This is a genomic window from Rhabdaerophilum sp. SD176 (assembly GCF_030143245.1).
Lineage (GTDB): Bacteria > Pseudomonadota > Alphaproteobacteria > Rhizobiales > Beijerinckiaceae > Rhabdaerophilum.
In genome coordinates this window covers 84,406-101,361 of record NZ_JARJNS010000004.1, presented here as the reverse complement: position 1 = coordinate 101,361, position 16,956 = coordinate 84,406, and the positions used below count along the sequence as shown (strand labels likewise).

The 16,956-nt window shown below is 65.7% G+C and carries 17 protein-coding genes; 8 read left to right on the top strand and 9 right to left on the bottom strand.

Annotation, left to right across the window (positions count from 1 at the left end; translation table 11 throughout):
- The first annotated feature begins 1 nt into the window (after position 1).
- Positions 2-775: a thiazole synthase gene (locus tag P0652_RS10050; RefSeq protein ID WP_284178684.1), complete on the top strand. Its 774-nt coding sequence runs from the start codon at positions 2-4 to the stop codon at positions 773-775.
- Positions 772-1,416: a thiamine phosphate synthase gene (locus P0652_RS10045; protein ID WP_284178683.1), complete on the top strand. Its 645-nt coding sequence runs from the start codon at positions 772-774 to the stop codon at positions 1,414-1,416. The genes P0652_RS10050 and P0652_RS10045 overlap by 4 nt, the downstream gene beginning before the upstream one ends.
- Positions 1,417-1,452: 36 nt before the next feature.
- Here P0652_RS10045 and P0652_RS10040 read toward each other — a convergent pair whose 3' ends face one another.
- Together P0652_RS10040 and irrA are read right to left on the bottom strand one after the other, a co-directional pair.
- Positions 1,453-2,631 (bottom strand): alpha-hydroxy acid oxidase, encoded by a 1,179-nt coding sequence (locus tag P0652_RS10040; RefSeq protein ID WP_284178682.1) that lies wholly within the window; start codon positions 2,629-2,631, stop codon positions 1,453-1,455.
- 182 nt (positions 2,632-2,813) lie between these two features.
- Positions 2,814-3,326, bottom strand: a complete 513-nt coding sequence (irrA, locus tag P0652_RS10035; protein ID WP_284178681.1) for an iron response transcriptional regulator IrrA — start codon at positions 3,324-3,326, stop codon at positions 2,814-2,816.
- A gap of 212 nt (positions 3,327-3,538) precedes the next feature.
- Here irrA and P0652_RS10030 point away from each other — a divergent pair, with 212 nt between their 5' ends.
- The 4 genes from P0652_RS10030 to P0652_RS10015 are packed head-to-tail and all read left to right on the top strand — an operon-like array spanning position 3,539 to position 7,074.
- Positions 3,539-4,465, top strand: a complete 927-nt coding sequence (locus tag P0652_RS10030) for a metal ABC transporter substrate-binding protein (RefSeq protein WP_284178680.1) — start codon at positions 3,539-3,541, stop codon at positions 4,463-4,465.
- Between the two features lie 31 nt (positions 4,466-4,496).
- Positions 4,497-5,387, top strand: a complete 891-nt coding sequence (locus tag P0652_RS10025; protein WP_284178679.1) for a manganese/iron ABC transporter ATP-binding protein — start codon at positions 4,497-4,499, stop codon at positions 5,385-5,387.
- Entirely contained in the window at positions 5,384-6,241 is an 858-nt protein-coding gene (locus P0652_RS10020) for a metal ABC transporter permease (RefSeq protein ID WP_284178678.1), read from the top strand. The genes P0652_RS10025 and P0652_RS10020 overlap by 4 nt, the downstream gene beginning before the upstream one ends.
- 44 nt (positions 6,242-6,285) lie before the next feature.
- Entirely contained in the window at positions 6,286-7,074 is a 789-nt protein-coding gene (locus P0652_RS10015) for a metal ABC transporter permease (RefSeq protein WP_502947517.1), read from the top strand.
- Here P0652_RS10015 and P0652_RS10010 read toward each other — a convergent pair.
- The 7 genes from P0652_RS10010 to P0652_RS09980 all read right to left on the bottom strand — a co-directional run bounded on the left by P0652_RS10010 (position 7,037) and on the right by P0652_RS09980 (position 14,457).
- Positions 7,037-7,969, bottom strand: coding sequence for an ATP-binding cassette domain-containing protein (locus P0652_RS10010; RefSeq protein WP_284178676.1), 933 nt, complete (start codon positions 7,967-7,969; stop codon positions 7,037-7,039). The two genes, P0652_RS10015 and P0652_RS10010, sit on opposite strands and share 38 nt — an antisense overlap.
- Entirely contained in the window at positions 7,966-8,910 is a 945-nt protein-coding gene (locus tag P0652_RS10005) for an ABC transporter ATP-binding protein (RefSeq protein ID WP_284178675.1), read from the bottom strand. Before P0652_RS10005 ends, P0652_RS10010 begins: the two co-directional genes overlap by 4 nt.
- A 1-nt stretch (position 8,911) precedes the next feature.
- Positions 8,912-9,736 carry an ABC transporter permease gene (locus tag P0652_RS10000; protein ID WP_284178674.1) on the bottom strand — a complete coding sequence of 275 codons (825 nt, stop codon included), beginning with the start codon at positions 9,734-9,736 and terminating at the stop codon, positions 8,912-8,914.
- On the bottom strand, positions 9,733-10,683 hold the full coding sequence (locus P0652_RS09995; RefSeq protein WP_284178673.1) for an ABC transporter permease: 951 nt from the start codon (positions 10,681-10,683) through the stop codon (positions 9,733-9,735). Before P0652_RS09995 ends, P0652_RS10000 begins: the two co-directional genes overlap by 4 nt.
- Positions 10,684-10,705: 22 nt before the next feature.
- Complete coding sequence (locus tag P0652_RS09990) at positions 10,706-12,196, bottom strand: ABC transporter substrate-binding protein (protein WP_284178672.1); 1,491 nt, start codon at positions 12,194-12,196, stop codon at positions 10,706-10,708.
- A 38-nt stretch (positions 12,197-12,234) separates the two neighbouring features.
- Positions 12,235-13,551: an acetylornithine deacetylase/succinyl-diaminopimelate desuccinylase family protein gene (locus P0652_RS09985; RefSeq protein WP_284178671.1), complete on the bottom strand. Its 1,317-nt coding sequence runs from the start codon at positions 13,549-13,551 to the stop codon at positions 12,235-12,237.
- A 75-nt stretch (positions 13,552-13,626) separates the two neighbouring features.
- A complete protein-coding gene (locus P0652_RS09980; RefSeq protein WP_284178670.1) occupies positions 13,627-14,457 on the bottom strand; it encodes a sulfite exporter TauE/SafE family protein in 831 nt (276 codons plus the stop codon).
- A gap of 438 nt (positions 14,458-14,895) precedes the next feature.
- Between P0652_RS09980 and P0652_RS09975 the strand changes: the two genes are divergently transcribed.
- Both P0652_RS09975 and P0652_RS09970 read left to right on the top strand, forming a co-directional pair.
- On the top strand, positions 14,896-15,375 hold the full coding sequence (locus P0652_RS09975) for a tripartite tricarboxylate transporter TctB family protein (protein WP_284178669.1): 480 nt from the start codon (positions 14,896-14,898) through the stop codon (positions 15,373-15,375).
- Positions 15,376-15,382: 7 nt separating this feature from the next.
- Positions 15,383-16,891, top strand: coding sequence for a tripartite tricarboxylate transporter permease (locus P0652_RS09970; RefSeq protein WP_284178668.1), 1,509 nt, complete (start codon positions 15,383-15,385; stop codon positions 16,889-16,891).
- Positions 16,892-16,956 lie beyond the last annotated feature (65 nt).

Genomic DNA, 16,956 nt, shown 5'->3' with positions numbered 1-16,956 from the left:
GATGCTGACCCTGCTGGGCGAAACCCTCGCGTCACGGCTCTTCCTCGGGACCGCACGCTTTCCCTCGATCGACCTGCTGTCCAAGACCCTGATCACCGCGCGTCCGGGGATGATCACCGTCGCGGTCCGGCGGCCGACCCCAGGCCCCATCCCGGTGCGCGGCTTCGCCGATATGCTGGAGGTGCTGGCGATCCCGCTCCTGCCGAACACCGCCGGCTGCCATACGGTGCAGGAGGCGATCACGACTGCCCGGCTGGCCCGCGAGATGTTCGGCACCTCCCGGATCAAGCTGGAGGTGATCGGCTCGCGCCGCTGGCTGGACCCGGATGGCGTCGGGCTGGTCGAGGCGGCGGAAATCCTCGTCCGGGAAGGGTTCGAGGTGTTTCCCTACATGACCGAGGATCTGGCGATCGCCGAAAGGCTGCTCCGGGCGGGCTGCCGGGTGCTGATGCCCTGGGCCGCACCGATCGGCAGTGGTCGCGGGCTCGAGAACCGGACGGGGCTGGTGCGGCTGCGCGAGGCCTTCCCGGCGGTGCCGATGATCCTCGATGCCGGGCTCGGGCGGCCCTCCCATGCGGCGGAGGCGATGGAACTTGGCTTCGACGCGGTACTGCTCAATACGGCCGTGGCGGAATCCGGTGATCCGCTGCGCATGGCGCTCGCCTTTGCCTCGGCGGTCGAGGCAGGGCGGCTTGCTTTCGAGGCCGGTCTCGTGGCACCCCGGCATGCCGCGCGGGCCTCGACGCCCGAAGAAGGAAAGGCTGCTTTCGGATGATGATCGATCCGCTCTACCCCATCATCGACCATCCGGACTGGATCGGCCGGCTTGGCCGCGCCGGTACCCGCCTGATCCAGCTCCGCATGAAGGACCGACCCGAGGCCGAGCTGCGCGTGGCAATCCGGGCGGCTGTGGCCATGGCAAAGCAGGCGGGAGTCACGCTGGTCATCAATGATCACTGGCAACTGGCACTCGACGAAGACGCCCGCTGGGTGCATCTCGGCCAGGAGGATCTGGATGGCGCGGATCTCGCCGCCCTCCGGGCCCGCGGCATCCGGCTCGGTGTCTCCACCCATGACGGGCAGGAACTGGCCCGGGCGCTTTCCGTACAGCCGGATTACATCGCCCTCGGGCCGATCTTCCCGACCACGGTGAAGGCCTTGCGCTTCGCCCCGCAGGGCGTGGCCCGGATCGGTGAATGGAAAGCAGCCATCGCCGCCGCCCTGCCGGAAGGCCAGAGACCGCCGCCGCTGGTGGCGATCGGCGGCATCACGCTGGAAACGGCACGGGCCTGCCTCGATGCCGGGGCCGACAGCATCGCCATCATCTCGGATATCGTGAAAGCGCGCGATCCGGATGCACGGTGCCGGGCGCTGGTCGCGGTCACACGGCGGAGGGCTCCGGCGGCGACCGCCTGAGCACCCCCGCCGGATGGCGTCGCTACGGTTCCCGCCTCACATCCCCTTGCGGGTCGCGAAGGGATTCTCGGCGATGATCGTGTCGTTCATGTCATGCCGGATGTTGCGGATATCGCGATGGCCGCACAGGGCCATGGTGATATCGAGTTCCTTCCGGATGACCTCGAGCGCCTTGGTTACCCCGGCCTCGCCGCCGGCCCCAAGCCCGTAAAGGAAGGCGCGGCCGATATAGGTGCCCTTCGCGCCGAGCGCGATCGATTTCAGCACATCCTGGCCGGAGCGGATCCCGCCATCGATATGGACCTCGACCTGGTCACCCACCGCATCGACGATCCGCGGCAGCATGGCGATCGAGGAGAGCGCGCCGTCGAGCTGCCGGCCGCCATGGTTCGAAACGATGATCGCATCGGCGCCGGTCTTTGCGGCCATCTTGGCATCCTCGGCATCGAGAATGCCCTTGAGGATCAGCTTGCCGCCCCACCGTTCCTTGATCCACGCCACATCGTCCCAGCTCAGGGCCGGGTCGAACTGTTCGTTCGTCCAGGAGGCGAGCTGGCTCATATCGGAAACGCCCTTGGCATGGCCGACAATATTGCCGAAGGTCCGGCGCTTGGTGCCCAGCATGCCGAGACACCAGCCGGGCTTGGTGGCCATGTTGATAATGTTCGGCAGGGTCAGGCGCGGCGGCGCCGAGAGGCCATTGCGCACATCCTTGTGGCGCTGGCCGAGGATCTGCAGGTCGAGCGTCAGCACGAGGGCCGAGCAGCCCGCCGCCTTGGCCCGGTCGATCAGCCGGCCGGCAAAGTCGCGGTCGCGCATCACATAGAGCTGGAACCAGAACGGCGCCGGCGAATTGGCGGCCACATCCTCGATCGAGCAGATGCTCATCGTGGAAAGCGTGAACGGCACACCGAACTTGGCGGCGGCGCGGGCGGCGAGGATCTCGCCATCGGCATGCTGCATCCCGGTCAGGCCGGTCGGGGCGAGCGCCACCGGCATCGCGACCTTCTGGCCGACCATCTCGGATTCGAGCGTGCGGTTCCGCATGTCGACCGCGACGCGCTGGCGCAGCTTGATCCGGTGGAAATCGCTCTCGTTCGCCCGGTAGGTGCCTTCGGTCCAGGCACCGGAATCCGCGTAATCATAAAACATGCGGGGCACGCGGCGCTGCGCGAGGCGCTTCAAGTCATCGATACAGGTGATCGTGTTTCTCATTGGTCTTTCCCCGGCCGTTCAGGCCTTGTCCTTGCGCCGGGTCAGGACCGGCCAACCCATTCCTGCGGCAGGCTAAGGACTGGCCTTTGTCTAATCAAATGGATTCGCGCGGGAAATCCCCCGGAGCCTGCAATCGGCGTAAGGGGGGCATGCGCGGAAGGGCCATGCTTCTTTCGTCGGGGTCAGCCCTGCGGCGCGATTTTCTCGAGCCGGACCACCACATCGACGCCGACAATCCGATAGCCCTCGGGCGCCTGCGGGCGGACGGCCAGCGACACGGCATCATCCGGCAGGTCCATGATCGTGCCGTCGCTCTCGACGAGATAGTGGTGATGATCGCCGGTATTGGTGTCGTAAACGGCCCGCGTGCCACCGGTCGGCACCTGCCGGATGAGGCCGGAATCCCGGAACTGGTTGAGCGTGTTGTAGACCGTGGCCAGCGACAGATGGCCGCGCACGCGGTTGACCTCGCCGAACAGCGTCTCGGCCGTGATGTGGCGGTCACCGCCTGCAAAAAGCAGCCAACCGAGAATCATCCGCTGGCGCGTGGGGCGGAGGCCAGCTGCCTTCAGCCGTTCCCGGATCGCCGCGACGGGGCAGCCCTTCTGCCCGGCAAGCACCTGCATGGGCTGCGGCATTTGCGTCGCTTCAATCTCACGGGAAAGCGACTTCGGAACGGAAAGGGGCGTCACCATGAGACTCGCGCTCTTTAGAACGTTTCAAAACTGTATTTCTTTCATAGACTTAGGATAATCTGATCGGCGGAGTCAAATTAAATCCTGCCCGATGACGGAGCTACGAGCCTGCCCCTTCTTATTGCAAATAGTTTGCAGAAGCGATTGACAGATGCATTTCATTCGCAATAGCGTCGGATCAGAAGATCTGAAACCTGACAGAGGTTTACCCGATGCCTGATTTCGCTTCCCTTCCCTCGCGCCGCCTGATGCTGGCTGTCGGCCTTGGCCTGGCCCTTCCCATCCCCGCGCTCCGCGCGCAGGCCGCCCGGCCCGCCGGAAAGCCGCTCCGCGTGGTCACGACCTTCACCATCATCCAGGACATGGCGCAGAATGTCGCGGGAACGGCCGCGATCGTCGAATCCGTGACGCGCCCGGGGGCCGAGATCCATGATTACCAGCCGACGCCGCTCGATGTGGTGAAGGCGCAATCGGCCGACCTGGTGCTGTGGAACGGCATGAATCTCGAGCGCTGGTTCGAGAAGTTCTTCGTCAATGTGAAGGAGGTTCCCAGCGCCGTGGTGACGGAGGGGATCACGCCCCTGCCAATCCGCGAGGGCCCCTATTCCGACAGGCCCAATCCGCATGCCTGGATGTCGCCTTCCTCCGGGCTGGCCTATGTCGAGAACATCCGCAAGGCGCTCGCCAAGGCCGATCCGGCCAATGCCGAGACCTATGCCCGCAACGCGGAGGCCTATTCGGCCCAGATCCGCGCGATCGAGGCGCCGTTGCGGGCCCGCCTCGGCAGGGTGCCCGAAGCGCAGCGCTGGCTGGTGACGAGCGAAGGCGCCTTCAGCTATCTCACGCGGGATTTCGGCTTCCGCGAGGCCTATCTCTGGCCGATCAATGCCGACGAGCAGGGCACGCCACAGCAGGTCAGGCGGCTGATCGACCTTGTCCGCAAGAACAAGGTGCCGGTCGTTTTCTCGGAAAGCACGGTGTCCGACAAGCCGGCCCGCCAGGTCGCCCGCGAGACCGGTGCCCGATACGGCGGCGTGCTCTATGTTGATTCGCTCAGCGATGCCCGCGGCCCGGTGCCGACCTATCTGAAGCTGCTCGAGACCACGGTGGAAACCATCGCGAAGGGATTTGGCACATGAGACACCGCGCTGCCCCGCGCCCGGAACGCGCATGAACCCGAGCCGCCTTCCCGGTGACAGGCCGGCCATCATGGTGGATGGCGTTTCGGTGCGCTATGCCAATGGTGTCACCGCCATCGATGATGCCAGTTTCCGGCTTTTTCCGGCCTCGATCTGCGCGCTGGTGGGGGTGAATGGCTCGGGAAAGTCGACCCTGTTCAAGACGCTGATGGGCTTTCTGGCCCCCGCCAAGGGCGCGGTCTCGATTGCCGGACAGAAAGTGGCGGATGCGCTCAAGCAGGGCCTCGTCGCCTATGTGCCGCAGAGCGAGGATGTCGACTGGAACTTCCCCGTCCTTGTCGAGGATGTGGTGATGATGGGGCGCTATGGCCATATGGGCCTGCTGCGCCTCGCCTCGAAGGCCGATCGTGCGGCGGTTGATGCCGCGCTCGAGCGCGTCGGCATGTCGGCGCTGCGGCACCGGCAGATCGGGGAACTCTCGGGCGGGCAGAAAAAGCGCGTCTTCCTCGCCCGGGCGCTGGCGCAAGGCGGGCAGATCATCCTGCTCGACGAGCCGTTTACCGGTGTCGATGCCCGAACCGAGACGGCGATCATCGACCTGCTGCGCGCCATGCGCGACGAGGGCAGGCTCATTCTCGTCTCGACGCATAATCTCGGCTCCATCCCGGATTTCTGCGACCACGTGATCCTGTTCAACCGAACGGTCATCGCTGCCGGGCCGATCGAGACGACCTTCACCGAGGCCAACCTCATCCGGGCCTTCGGCGGCGTGCTGCGGCATGTGCGGATCGACGGCTCGGATCTGCATGACGATGCCGATGCACGCCGCGTCACCGTGCTGACCGATGACGAGCGGCCGCTGGTTCTCTATGGCGAGCGCGACCGCGAGAAGCTGGTGGCGCCGGATCGGCCCAAGGCATGATCGACTGGCTGCTCGAACCGTTCGGCTATCAATACATGGTGCGCGCCATCTGGGTCAGCGCGCTGGTCGGGGCGGTCTGCGCCTTCCTGTCCTGCTACCTGATCCTGAAAGGCTGGGCGCTGATGGGCGATGCGCTGGCCCATGCCGTGGTGCCCGGTGTGGCCGTGGCCTATCTCGCCGGCCTGCCCTATGCGGCCGGGGCCTTCACCTCCGGGCTGCTGGCCGCCCTCGCCATCGCACTGGTGAAGAAGATCACCTTCCTGCGCGAGGATACGGTGATCGGGCTGATCTTCACCAGTTTCTTCGCGGCCGGGCTGCTGATCGTCTCGATCAACCCGACGGCGGTGAATGTGCAATCGATCATTCTCGGCAACATCCTCGCCATTGCCGACGAGGATGTCTGGCAGGTCGTGGCGATTGCAGGCGTCTCGCTCGCGGTGCTCGCGGCGCGCTGGAAGGACCTGCTGCTCGCCTTTTTCGACGAGAGCCATGCCCGGTCGATCGGGCTCAATCCGGAGCGACTCAAGCTGCTCTTCTTCGTGCTGCTCAGCGCCTGCACCGTCGCCGCCCTGCAGACGGTGGGCGCGATCCTCGTCATCGCCATGGTGGTGACGCCGGGCGCAACAGCCTATCTCCTGACAGACCGGTTCGGCCGGATGATCGGCATCGCCATGGTGCTCGGCGCCGGCACCGGCGCGGGCGGCGCCTATCTCAGCTATTTCCTCGACGGGGCCACCGGCGGGCTGATCGTGCTGCTGCAAACCCTGCTTTTCCTGCTGGCCTTCGTCTTCGCGCCTAAGCATGGCCGGCTTGCTGCGCGCCGGGCTGCCCGTGCGCAGGAGGCGGCCCTGTGAACGCCGTGCTGGGTTTCATCACGCAGCCGCTGGCGCATGATTTCATGCAGCGCGGCCTCGTCGTGGCTTTGCTGGTCGGCATGATCTGCGCGATGCTCTCCTGCTATCTCGTGCTGAAGGGCTGGTCGCTCATGGGCGATGCCGTGTCCCATGCCGTGCTGCCGGGCATCGTGCTCGCCTTCGTGGCCGGGCTGCCGCTGGCGCTCGGCGCCTTCGCGGCCGGGCTCGGCTGTGCCCTGGCGACCGGCTATCTGCAGGCGCATAGCCGGGTCCGGGAGGATGCCGTGATGGGCATTGTCTTTTCCGGCCTGTTCGCGCTGGGGCTGGTGCTGTTCGTCAAGGTGGAGACGGACCAGCATCTCAATCATATCCTGTTCGGCAACATGCTCGGCGTGCAGCTCCGCGACGTGGCCGAGACGGCGCTGATCGCGCTGCCGGCCATCGCCTTCCTGCTCGTCCGCCGGCGCGACCTGATGCTCTATTGCTTCGACCCCGCCCATGCCCGGGCGATCGGCCTCCAGGTCGGTTTCCTGCATTACGGGCTGCTGGTGCTGCTGGCGCTGACGATCGTCGCGTCGCTCAAGGCCGTGGGGATCATCCTTGTCATCGCCATGCTGATCGCCCCCGGCGCGATCGGGCTGATCGTCACCCGCCGCTTCGGCCCGATGATGGTGGTGGCTGTGCTGGCGGCGACAGGATCCTCCCTCATCGGCACGCTGCTCTCTTTCCATCTCGATGCGGCGACCGGGCCGATGATCGTGGTGGTACAATCGCTGCTCTTCGCGCTGCTGGTGGTCATCCGTCAGGTCCGGCTCGCCCTCGCCCCGCATTGAGGGCGATGTCCGGCTCCCGAAGCTGCGCGGGCGAGCCGCCAACAGACGCATTTTGCTCTTGCTCGCCCGGATTGGGTCGAGCCCCTGCCGGATCGCCTTCCGCATCGGGCAGAAGCGGCATAGCCGCCATCAGCGCGCGGGTATACTCCGCCTGCGGGGCCGCAAAAAGTCGGGCGGTCGTTGCCTGCTCGACGACACGGCCGCCCTCCATCACGATGACCATGTCGCAGAGATAACGGATGACCGCGAGGTCATGGCTGATCACCACCATGGACAGGCCGAATTCCAGCTTGAGGTCGAAGAGCAGGTTCAGGATCTGCGCCTGCACCGAGACATCGAGCGCGGAAACCGGCTCGTCCGCCACCAGCAGGGCCGGCCTTGTGATGAGGGCCCGTGCGATGGCGATGCGCTGGCGTTGCCCGCCCGAGAACTGGTGCGGATAGCGCGCGACCATATCCGGCTGCAGGCCGACCCTTTCGAGCATGGCGGCCACTCGCCCGGCGCGTTCCCCGGCGTCGAGCCAGGGCTCGGCAACGCCCAGCGGTTCGGCGATGCTCTCGCCGATGCGCATCCGCGGATCGAGCGAGCCGAACGGATCCTGGAAGATCATCTGCATCAGCGGGCGGACCGGGCGGATGCTCCTTTCGGGCAGACCGGAGATCTGCTCGCCACGGAACAGCACTTCGCCGGAGCGCGGCTTTTCAAGTGCCACGAGCAGCCGCGCGAGGGTGGACTTGCCGGAGCCGGATTCCCCGACAATGCCCAATGTCTGCCCCTCCTCCACCCGGAACGAGACATCGCGCACGGCATGGATCCGCTTCCGGCGTTCGAACAGCCCTTGCCGTGGCAGCGGGTAGGCCTGATGGAGATGGACAGCCTCGAGAACCGGGGTCATGCGGGGGCTAGCTCCGCGTGGTGGCAATGGAGCGCGGTCAGCCCCGTGCGCAGCGGCGGCAGCGTTTCGGCGCAGCGCGCATCGCCGAGATCGCATCGCCCGGCAAAGGGGCAGCCCGGTGGCAGGCGGGAAAGATCGGGCACCTGCCCGGGGATCGGCCGGAGGCGCTCGGTATGGGCGCTTCCACGCGGGATCGCGGCGATGAGGCCCTGGGTATAGGGATGGGAGGGTCGGCCGATCACATGGCGGGTCGGGCCGGTTTCCATGGCGAGCCCGCCATAGAGCACAAGGGCGCGGTCAGCCATGGCATGGATGACCGAGAGATCATGGCTGATGAAGATCATCGCCATGCCGGTCTCGTCCCGGATCTCGCGCAGCAGAGCGAGGATCTCGACCTGCAGCGAGACATCGAGCGCCGAGGTCGGCTCATCGGCGATCAGGAGGGCCGGGCGGCAGGCAATTGCCATGGCGATCATTGCCCGCTGGCGCTGCCCGCCGGAGAGTTCATGCGGGTAGGAGCGCGCCCTTCGCGCCGGATCCGGCAGGCCAACCCGCTCCATCAGCCGGATGGCTTCCTCGCGCGCGGCGCGCGGCGCCATCAGGCCATGCAGGACAAGCCCCTCCGCGATCTGCGCCCCGACGCTGAGGACCGGGTTCAGCGCGGTCATCGGCTCCTGGAAGATCATCGCCATCGCGCGGCCGCGCAGGCGGCACAGATCGGCATCGGCAAGGCCGAGCAATTCGTTACCGTCAAGGCGGATGCTGCCCGAAGCGACAAAGCCCGGCGGAAGCAGGCCCATCAGGGCGAGCGCGGTCATGGACTTGCCCGAACCGGATTCCCCGACAAGGCCCAACGTCTCCCCGGGGGCGAGATCGAGCGAGAGGTTCCGGAGAACAGGCCGGCCGCGGAAGCTGACGGAGAGATCGCGCAGGCTCAGCATCTCAGCGTTCCTTCATGCGCGGATCAAGGAGATCGCGCAGCCCATCGCCGAGCAGGTTGAAGGCCAGGACGGTGATGGCGATGGCGATGCCGGGCACGATCGCCAGATGCGGTGCCGTGCCGAGATAGGTCTGGGCGTCGTTGAGCATCCGGCCCCAGGACGGGTTCGGCGGCTGGGTGCCGATCCCGAGATAGGACAGCGAAGCCTCGGCCAGGATGGCGAAGGCGAATTGCGTCGAGCCCTGGACGATCATCAGGCCGGTGATGTTCGGCAGGATATGGCGCAGCATCACGGCCATGCGGCTCAGCCCGGCCAGACGGGCAGCGCGGATGTAATCCTGTGCGAGAACCTGAAGTGTGGCACCGCGTGCCTGCCGCGCGAAGACGGGAATGTTGAAGATGCCGATCGCGATGACGGCATTGACCAGGCCCGGCCCGAACCAGGTCAGGATAAGGATCGCCGTCAACACCGCCGGGAAGGCGAAAACGAAATCGAGGCCCCGCATCACCGCCTCGTCGAGCAGCCGGCCGCGATAAAGCGCGGCCAGCATCCCGAGCGCGACGCCGAAGACAAGCCCGATCCCCACGGCAACGAGCCCGACCAGCAGCGCATTGCGGGCGCCGACCAGCACCATCGAGGCGATGTCGCGGCCGAACTGGTCCGTGCCCAGCCAATGTTCGGCGGAGGGAGGTCTCAGCCGCGCCATGATCCGCATCACCGTCGGGTCATGCGGGGTCCAGACCAGCGAGAGAAGGGCCGCGCCGACGACAAGGGCCATCAGCACCGCGCCGACACCGAAAGAGGGATGCCGCCAGGCCGGGTTCATGCGCGGCCCACCCGCAACCGCGGATCTGCAAGGCCATAAGCAAGATCGACTGCGCCATTCACCAGAATAGCGGTAGCGACATAGAACAGGACGAGGCTCTTGATCAGGATCAGGTCATGCCCGCCGATCGCCTGGATCAGCAGGCGGCCCAGGCCCGGCAGGGCGAACACGTTTTCCACAACGATGGTTCCGGCGAGCAGGAAGGAAAACTGCAGGCCGAGGATCGTCAGCACCGGAATGAGTGCGTTGCGCAGGGCATGGCGGCGGATCGTCTGGCTGCGCGACAGGCCCTTGGCGCGGGCGGTGCGGATATAATCCTCCGACAGCGTTTCCAGCATGGTCGAGCGGGTGATCCGCGCCAGACTCGCCGCCTGTGGCAGGGCCAGCGCGATGGCCGGCAGGAGCAGCGCGCGGGAGGCGAGCATCGGGTCGGCCGCCCAGCCCGGGAAGCCGCCGGCCGGGAGCCAGCCCAACCCGATGGCGAAGACAAGGACGAGCAGGATGCCGAACCAGAAATTCGGAATGGCGAGGCCGAGCTGCGTCATCCCCATGATGATCAGGTCCGCTCGGCGATGGGCATGCGCCGCCGCGAGCGTCCCCAGCGTGACACCGAAGGCGACGGCAAGACCGAGCGCCAGCAGCGAGAGGGGCACGGTGACGGCGAGCCGCTCGGCGATCAGGCCGGCCACCGGCACGCGATAGGTGTAGGACAGGCCGAGTTGGCCGGTGAAGAAGCCACCCAGCCATTCGAGGAAGCGCGCTGCCGCCGGCCGGTCAAGACCGAGCTCAGCCCGCAGCGCAGCGACAGATTCGGGCGTGGCGCTGACGCCCATCATCATGGCGGCCGGATCCCCCGGCAGGATTTCCAGCACGAGGAAGATCACCAGAGCAGCAAAAAGCAGCGTCAGGACAAGCCCGACGAGCCGCTTGATCAGGAACAAAACCATGCCGCCGGGCCCTGTTGCAGAGCTATTCCCAGCGGAGTTCAGCCAGCGGATTGGCGGGAACCGGCCAGTTCGGCCAGAGGCCGGTCAGGCCCTTCCGCGCCACAGTGATCTTCGGCAGCATGAAGAGGAACAGGTTGACCTGATCCTCGGTGATCTGCCGCTGGATCGCCCGGAAAGCCTCGAGCCGCTCCGGCTCGGTGCGCGCGGTCTTGGTGCGGGCATAAGCCTCCTTCACCGCTGGCGACTGGTAGCCAAAGTAATAGGTGTCCCGCGCGTAGATATTCACGTCCAGCGGCTCGACATGCGCGACGATCGTCATGTCGAAATCCTTGTTACGGAAGACACGCTCGAGCCATTGCGGCCATTCCAGCGGCTCGATCGTGGCGCGGATGCCGATCTGCCCCAGCATCGCCGCGATGATCTCGCCGCTCCGCCGGGCATAGGCCGGCGGCGGCAGGCGGAGCGTGGCGGCGAAACCGTTGGGATAGCCGGCAGCGGCCAGCAGGGCCTTCGCCTTGGCGAGATCGACCGGACGCTCGGCCGTGAGGTCGAGATAGGCCGGATGATTGGGCGAGAAATGGCTGCCGATCGGCGTGCCGAGCCCGGATACCGCGCCCTCGTTGACGAGGCGGCGATCCACCGCCATCGCCATGGCCTGCCGGACGCGAACATCCGAGAAGGGCGCCTTGGCATTGTTGATCGCGACGATGGTCTCGCCTTCGGTCCGGCCGATTGTAACGGCGAGGCGCGGATCCGCGCGGAGCTGGGCGACAGCCTCATGTGCGCCGAGATTGGTATGGGCGTCGCAATCGCCGGCGAGCAGGGCCGAAACCTGCGCCTGCGGATCAGAAATAAAGCGGAAGGTCGCGGATTTCAGTGCCGGCTTCGGCCCCCACCAGTTGTCATTGCGCTCCAGCAGCAGCCGGTCGCCGCGCTGCCAGCGCACGAAGCGGTAAGGGCCGGTGCCGACCGGTTCGGTGGCGGCCTTGCCAACCGAGGCTGCCGAAAAGATCGTCGCATCGCCCATGGCGAGACCGTCGAGGAAATCAGCCGTGAAGCTCTTCAATGTGATCTCGACGAGATCGGGCGCCGGCGTCGCGATGGCGGCAATCGGCTCGAAGATCCATTTCTGGGCATTCTTCGAATCCGGCGCAACGGCACGTTCGAAGGAGAATTTCACATCGGCCGCGGTCACGGCGCTGCCATCATGGAACCGTGCCGGGCGCAGGCGGAACTGCCAGACGAGGCCGTCGACGCTGGTGGACCATTCCCGCGCGAGCGCCGGCACCACTTTGCCGTTGCGGTCATAGGCGACGAGCCCCTCGAAGATATTGCCGTAGGTGACCTCGCGGATGGCCGCAGCGGCACCGCCCGAGGGATCAAGGATCGGCGGCTCGAGCGTCTGGCACAGGGTCAGCGCATCGCGCGGCTGGGCTGCGGCCGGAAGGGCCAAATGGGCAAGCCCGAGGGCGAGGATTGCGGGTCCGGCCAGCCGGCGAATGGGTTTCATCATCGTCACTCCCCTGCCCTTTCGGGTGCTCTTTCGGGAATCTAGGCCGGATTCCCCCGGTTGTGCAACAAACACAGGGTGGTCGCCGCCATCACCTTGGCGGAGATGACCATATCGTCGATACCCACCCATTCATCCGGCTGGTGGGCCAGATCGAGAATGCCCGGCCCATAGGCGACGCAATCGCGCACCGAGCCGAAGCGCGTGATATGCTTCTGGTCATAGGTGCCGGGGGAGGCCACATGTTCCGCCGGGCGGCCGAACAGGACCTCGATCCAGTGATCGAGTTCGCGCACCAGCGGCGCATCCGGCTCGGTCATCGTCGGGGCGAAGGTCATGATCTCGCGGATCGAATAATCCAACCCGGCCTCTCGGGCGCGGGCACGGTCGAGCAATCCGACAATCTCGGCACGGACCTGGTCGAGATCCTCCTCGATCAGGTAGCGCCGGTCGATCACGAGGCGGCAGCGATCCGCCACGACCGGCGCCGGCAGGCCGTGGAAGGGTTCGGGCTGGCCGCCATGGATCGAATTGAGGTTCAGCGTTGCCTGCCGCGCCCCTTTCGGCACGCAGGGCATCCGGGTGACGCGGGTGCCAAGGGCGGGCAGCAATTCCTCCTCCAGCAGGCGCAGGAAATGGCCCATGCCGCGAATGGCGGAGACACCGAGAAAGGGCATCGCGCCATGACCGATCTGGCCGCGCATCTCGATCTCGGCCCACCAGACGCCACGATGGCCGAGGCAGACGCGATCCGGGTTCAGCGGTTCGGGGATGATGACATGGTCGACGCGGCTGCGGTCGAACAGGCCACGCCGGGCGAGAATGCCGACGCCGCCGAAGCCACCGGATTCCTCGTCGACCGTGCCGGAAAACTCGATCGCGCCGCAGGTAAGCGCGCCTTCGGCGAGGATCGCCTCGATGGCGATCATGGCCGCCGCGATGCCGCCCTTCATGTCGCAGGCGCCGCGGCCATAGACGCGGCCATCGCGCACCAACCCTTCGAAAGGCGGCACGGTCCAGCCGAGGCCGGGCTCGACCACATCGATATGGCCATTGAAATGGATGCAGGGCCCCGGCTCGGTTGCCTCAAGGCGTCCGATCACGTTGATGCGGGGATGGAGGTCGGTATCGTCGGGCTCGCCCTCGCCGCGGAGATAGGAAACCGCCGCGCCCCGGGCCGAGAGCCAGGCGCCGATATCCCGCGCGCAGGCCTCATAGGCATCGCCGGGCGGGTTAATGGTGGGGAAGCGGATCAACCGCTGCGTGAGGGCGACGAGATCGTCGCGCAGGGCATCGATCCGCTGGAAAATTCGGGCGATCTGTTCCGGCGGCACAGGTCCGCGCGGGCTTTCCGGCATGCGACGACACTCCCTCGCTTCCTGCAGGATACTGCCCGCCGGGCGAAGCTCAACCCCCCATCGGCGGGCAGCGCCTCAGGCGACCAGGCCGTAAAGGAAGCGGAGGCTCACCAGAAGGAGGAACACGCCGAAGGCGATCTCCAGCCGGCGCTTCGGCATGGAATGGGCGAGCCGGGCGCCATAGGGCGCGACGAAGGTGGAGGTCGGCGCAATCAGGGCAAAACCGAGGATCGAGACGAAGCCCAGCGAAAGCGGCGGCAATTCGGCGAGATGCGGCCAGCCCGCCCAGATATAGGCCAGCGCGCCGGGGATGGAGATCAGCACGCCGAGGCCGGATGACGTGGCCACCGCATTGTGGATGGCCTTGCCGTGCAAGGCGAGGATCATGTTGGAAATGGCGCCGCCGCCGATCCCCATCAACGAGGAGGCCAGTCCGATCAGCACACCATAGGCCCGCATGCCGACCGGACCGGGCAGATCCGGCGCGATGCGCCAGTCATCGCGGCCCGACAGCAGCTTGATCGCGTTCGAGCCGGCCACCGCCACGAAGACCAGCTTCAGCACGAGGGCCGGCGCATAGGCCGCGATGACGCCGCCGGCCATGACCGAGAGCACGACCGGCACCGCCCAGAGGCGCAGCACATCCATCAGCACCTTGCCCTTTCCGTAATGCGTCCGGAAGGACTGGATGGAGGTGGGGATGATGATGGCGAGCGAGGTGCCGACGCAGAGATGCATCCGCACCGATTCCGGCACGTTGAGCAGCCCGAAGATCTGGTAAAGCACCGGCACGATGACGGCGCCGCCGCCAACGCCGAACATGCCGGCAAGCAGGCCGGTCAACAGGCCGGCCGCGAGAAGGGCGACGACCAGCGGCAACAGATCCGAGACGGGAATGCCAAACATCGCCCTGCTTTCCTTGAACACCTTCTCTCGGCCTACCGGAACCGGCCCGGTGTGGCAATTCGGATGCGGCTTTATTCATTCCGTTTAGAGCAAAGGACTTTTGCTGCGCTGCAAAATAAAGGAATAGCGCGTCGAGGATCGGAAAACGGCAATTTTGTGGCAAATGATGGCATTGCCACGGCATCGCATTGCGCGGCACATTCTCTGCGAGTTCATCCCTTTCTTCGGGGTCTTGTATAAATCTCAATACGAAAACATTACACAGGATTTTTGCTCTCTTTTCAGGTCTATATGGCCTATTCATTGTTGAATACAAAATTATCTTGGTCATATATTAACGCTTTACATGGCCAACGAAAGTCATTAGCAGCGCATTTGCATCTGGCCCTGCTTGTTGCAAAACTCGCGCAAGAGCCGGACGAATTCGGGGGGAAATCAATGAGTCAGGAAGCTCGCCGCCAGCAGGCGGCCCGCTCGCCACAGGACATACTCGGAGGGATCGCGATGATCCTGATCGGGGTGCTCGCGTTGTATCTGGTCAAGGACCTGCCGGCGGCGGGGCGTGTCGGCTTCGCCTCGGGCACGGCACCGCGGATCTTCGCCTATTGCCTGATCGGCCTCGGCCTTGCCGTGACGATCATCGGCTGGATGAAGGAAGGCCCGCACCTTGAGAAGCTCTCCATCCGGGGGCCGGTTGCCATTCTGGGTTCGGTGCTGTTCTTTGCCTTCTCGATCCGCACCTTCGGCCTCGCGATGACGGGTATCCCGATGGTGCTCATCTCCACGGCAGCGGCTCGGGAGAGCTACCGCTGGAAGGAAGCCCTGATCTTCGCCATCGGCATCACCGGCTTCTGTGCCATGCTGTTCCCGATCGCCCTGGGGCAACCGATCCCGCTCTGGCCGACTTTCCTGAGGTAATGCGTCCATGGATCTTCTCAGCAACCTCGCTTACGGCTTCTCGATTGCCGCGACGCCGACCAACCTGATGCTCTGCCTGATCGGTGCCCTTGTCGGCACCCTGATCGGGGTTCTGCCAGGAATCGGCCCCATCGCCACGATCGCGATGCTGCTGCCGATCACCTACAAGCTCGATCCGACCGGCGCGCTCATCATGCTGGCCGGCATTTATTACGGCGCGCAATATGGCGGTTCGACCACGGCGATCCTCGTCAACCTGCCCGGGGAATCCTCCTCGGTCGTGACCGCGCTCGACGGACACCAGATGGCCAAGAAAGGCCGCGCCGGCGCGGCTTTGGCCATTGCTGCGCTCGGCTCCTTCGTTGCGGGCACGTTCGGCACTCTTCTCGTCGCCGCGCTGGGCAAGCCGCTGACGCAGGTGGCGCAGGCCTTCGGACCGGCAGATTACTGCGCACTGATGGTGCTGGGCCTTGTCTGCGCGGTGGTGCTGGCTTCCGGCTCCGTGCTGAAGGCGATCACGATGATCTTCCTCGGCCTTTTGCTGTCAACGATCGGCACAGACCTGGAAACCGGCGAGCAGCGGATGACATTCGGCCTCCTGCCCCTGGCGGACGGGATCGAGTTCGTCACGCTGGCCATGGGCGTGTTCGGCTTCGCGGAAATCCTGCGCAACCTCGAGCAGAAACAGAGCCGTGATGTCGTCGAACAGAAGATCACCAACCTCATGCCGACACGGGCAGACCTGAAGGAAGCAGCGCCGGCCGTGGCGCGCGGCACCCTCCTCGGTTCGGTCCTTGGCATCCTGCCCGGAGGCGGCGCGGTGCTGGCGGCGTTCGGCGCCTACACGCTCGAAAAGAAGATCTCGAAGAATCCGCAGGAATTCGGCAAGGGCGCGATCTGCGGCGTTGCCGGCCCCGAAAGCGCCAACAATGCTGCGGCCCAGACCTCGTTCATCCCGCTCCTGACGCTCGGCATCCCGCCGAATGCGGTCATGGCCATCATGGTCGGGGCGATGACGATCCACGGCATCGTGCCGGGCCCGCAGATCATGACCAAGCAGCCGGACCTGTTCTGGGGCATGATTGCCTCGATGTGGCTGGGCAACCTGATGCTCGTCATCATCAACCTGCCCATGGTCGGCCTCTGGGTGCGTCTGCTCCGCGTGCCCTACCGGATGCTGTTTCCGGCCATCCTGATCTTCTGCGCCATCGGGGTCTATTCCATCAACAACCAGCCCTTCGATGTGGTGCTGACCGCCTTCTTCGGGCTTGTCGGCTATCTTCTGCTCAAGCTGGGCTTCGAACCGGCGCCGATGCTCGTCGCCTTCGTGCTCGGCAAGATCATGGAAGAGAAGCTCCGGCAGGCGATGCTGCTGTCGCGCGGGGATGCGATGACCTTCTTCGATTTCGACAAGCACCCGATTTCGGCGACTCTGATGATCGTGTCGATCATCCTGCTGATCGTGGCCCTGCTGCCATCGATCCGCCGCAAGCGCGACGAAGTGTTCGTCGAGTGACAGAGACCGGTGCGGCAGCCGGAAATGGTTGCGGCAACGGGCATGCTGGACAAACCGGCCCCCTG

Coding starts and splice junctions, on each gene's coding strand:
- P0652_RS10050 (WP_284178684.1), top strand. CDS start 2: ATGCTGACCCTGCTGGGCGAAACCCTCGCGTCACGGCTCTTCCTCGGG.
- P0652_RS10045 (WP_284178683.1), top strand. CDS start 772: ATGATGATCGATCCGCTCTACCCCATCATCGACCATCCGGACTGGATC.
- P0652_RS10040 (WP_284178682.1), bottom strand. CDS start 2,631: ATGAGAAACACGATCACCTGTATCGATGACTTGAAGCGCCTCGCGCAG.
- irrA (WP_284178681.1), bottom strand. CDS start 3,326: ATGGTGACGCCCCTTTCCGTTCCGAAGTCGCTTTCCCGTGAGATTGAA.
- P0652_RS10030 (WP_284178680.1), top strand. CDS start 3,539: ATGCCTGATTTCGCTTCCCTTCCCTCGCGCCGCCTGATGCTGGCTGTC.
- P0652_RS10025 (WP_284178679.1), top strand. CDS start 4,497: ATGAACCCGAGCCGCCTTCCCGGTGACAGGCCGGCCATCATGGTGGAT.
- P0652_RS10020 (WP_284178678.1), top strand. CDS start 5,384: ATGATCGACTGGCTGCTCGAACCGTTCGGCTATCAATACATGGTGCGC.
- P0652_RS10015 (WP_502947517.1), top strand. CDS start 6,286: ATGCAGCGCGGCCTCGTCGTGGCTTTGCTGGTCGGCATGATCTGCGCG.
- P0652_RS10010 (WP_284178676.1), bottom strand. CDS start 7,969: ATGACCCCGGTTCTCGAGGCTGTCCATCTCCATCAGGCCTACCCGCTG.
- P0652_RS10005 (WP_284178675.1), bottom strand. CDS start 8,910: ATGCTGAGCCTGCGCGATCTCTCCGTCAGCTTCCGCGGCCGGCCTGTT.
- P0652_RS10000 (WP_284178674.1), bottom strand. CDS start 9,736: ATGAACCCGGCCTGGCGGCATCCCTCTTTCGGTGTCGGCGCGGTGCTG.
- P0652_RS09995 (WP_284178673.1), bottom strand. CDS start 10,683: ATGGTTTTGTTCCTGATCAAGCGGCTCGTCGGGCTTGTCCTGACGCTG.
- P0652_RS09990 (WP_284178672.1), bottom strand. CDS start 12,196: ATGATGAAACCCATTCGCCGGCTGGCCGGACCCGCAATCCTCGCCCTC.
- P0652_RS09985 (WP_284178671.1), bottom strand. CDS start 13,551: ATGCCGGAAAGCCCGCGCGGACCTGTGCCGCCGGAACAGATCGCCCGA.
- P0652_RS09980 (WP_284178670.1), bottom strand. CDS start 14,457: ATGTTTGGCATTCCCGTCTCGGATCTGTTGCCGCTGGTCGTCGCCCTT.
- P0652_RS09975 (WP_284178669.1), top strand. CDS start 14,896: ATGAGTCAGGAAGCTCGCCGCCAGCAGGCGGCCCGCTCGCCACAGGAC.
- P0652_RS09970 (WP_284178668.1), top strand. CDS start 15,383: ATGGATCTTCTCAGCAACCTCGCTTACGGCTTCTCGATTGCCGCGACG.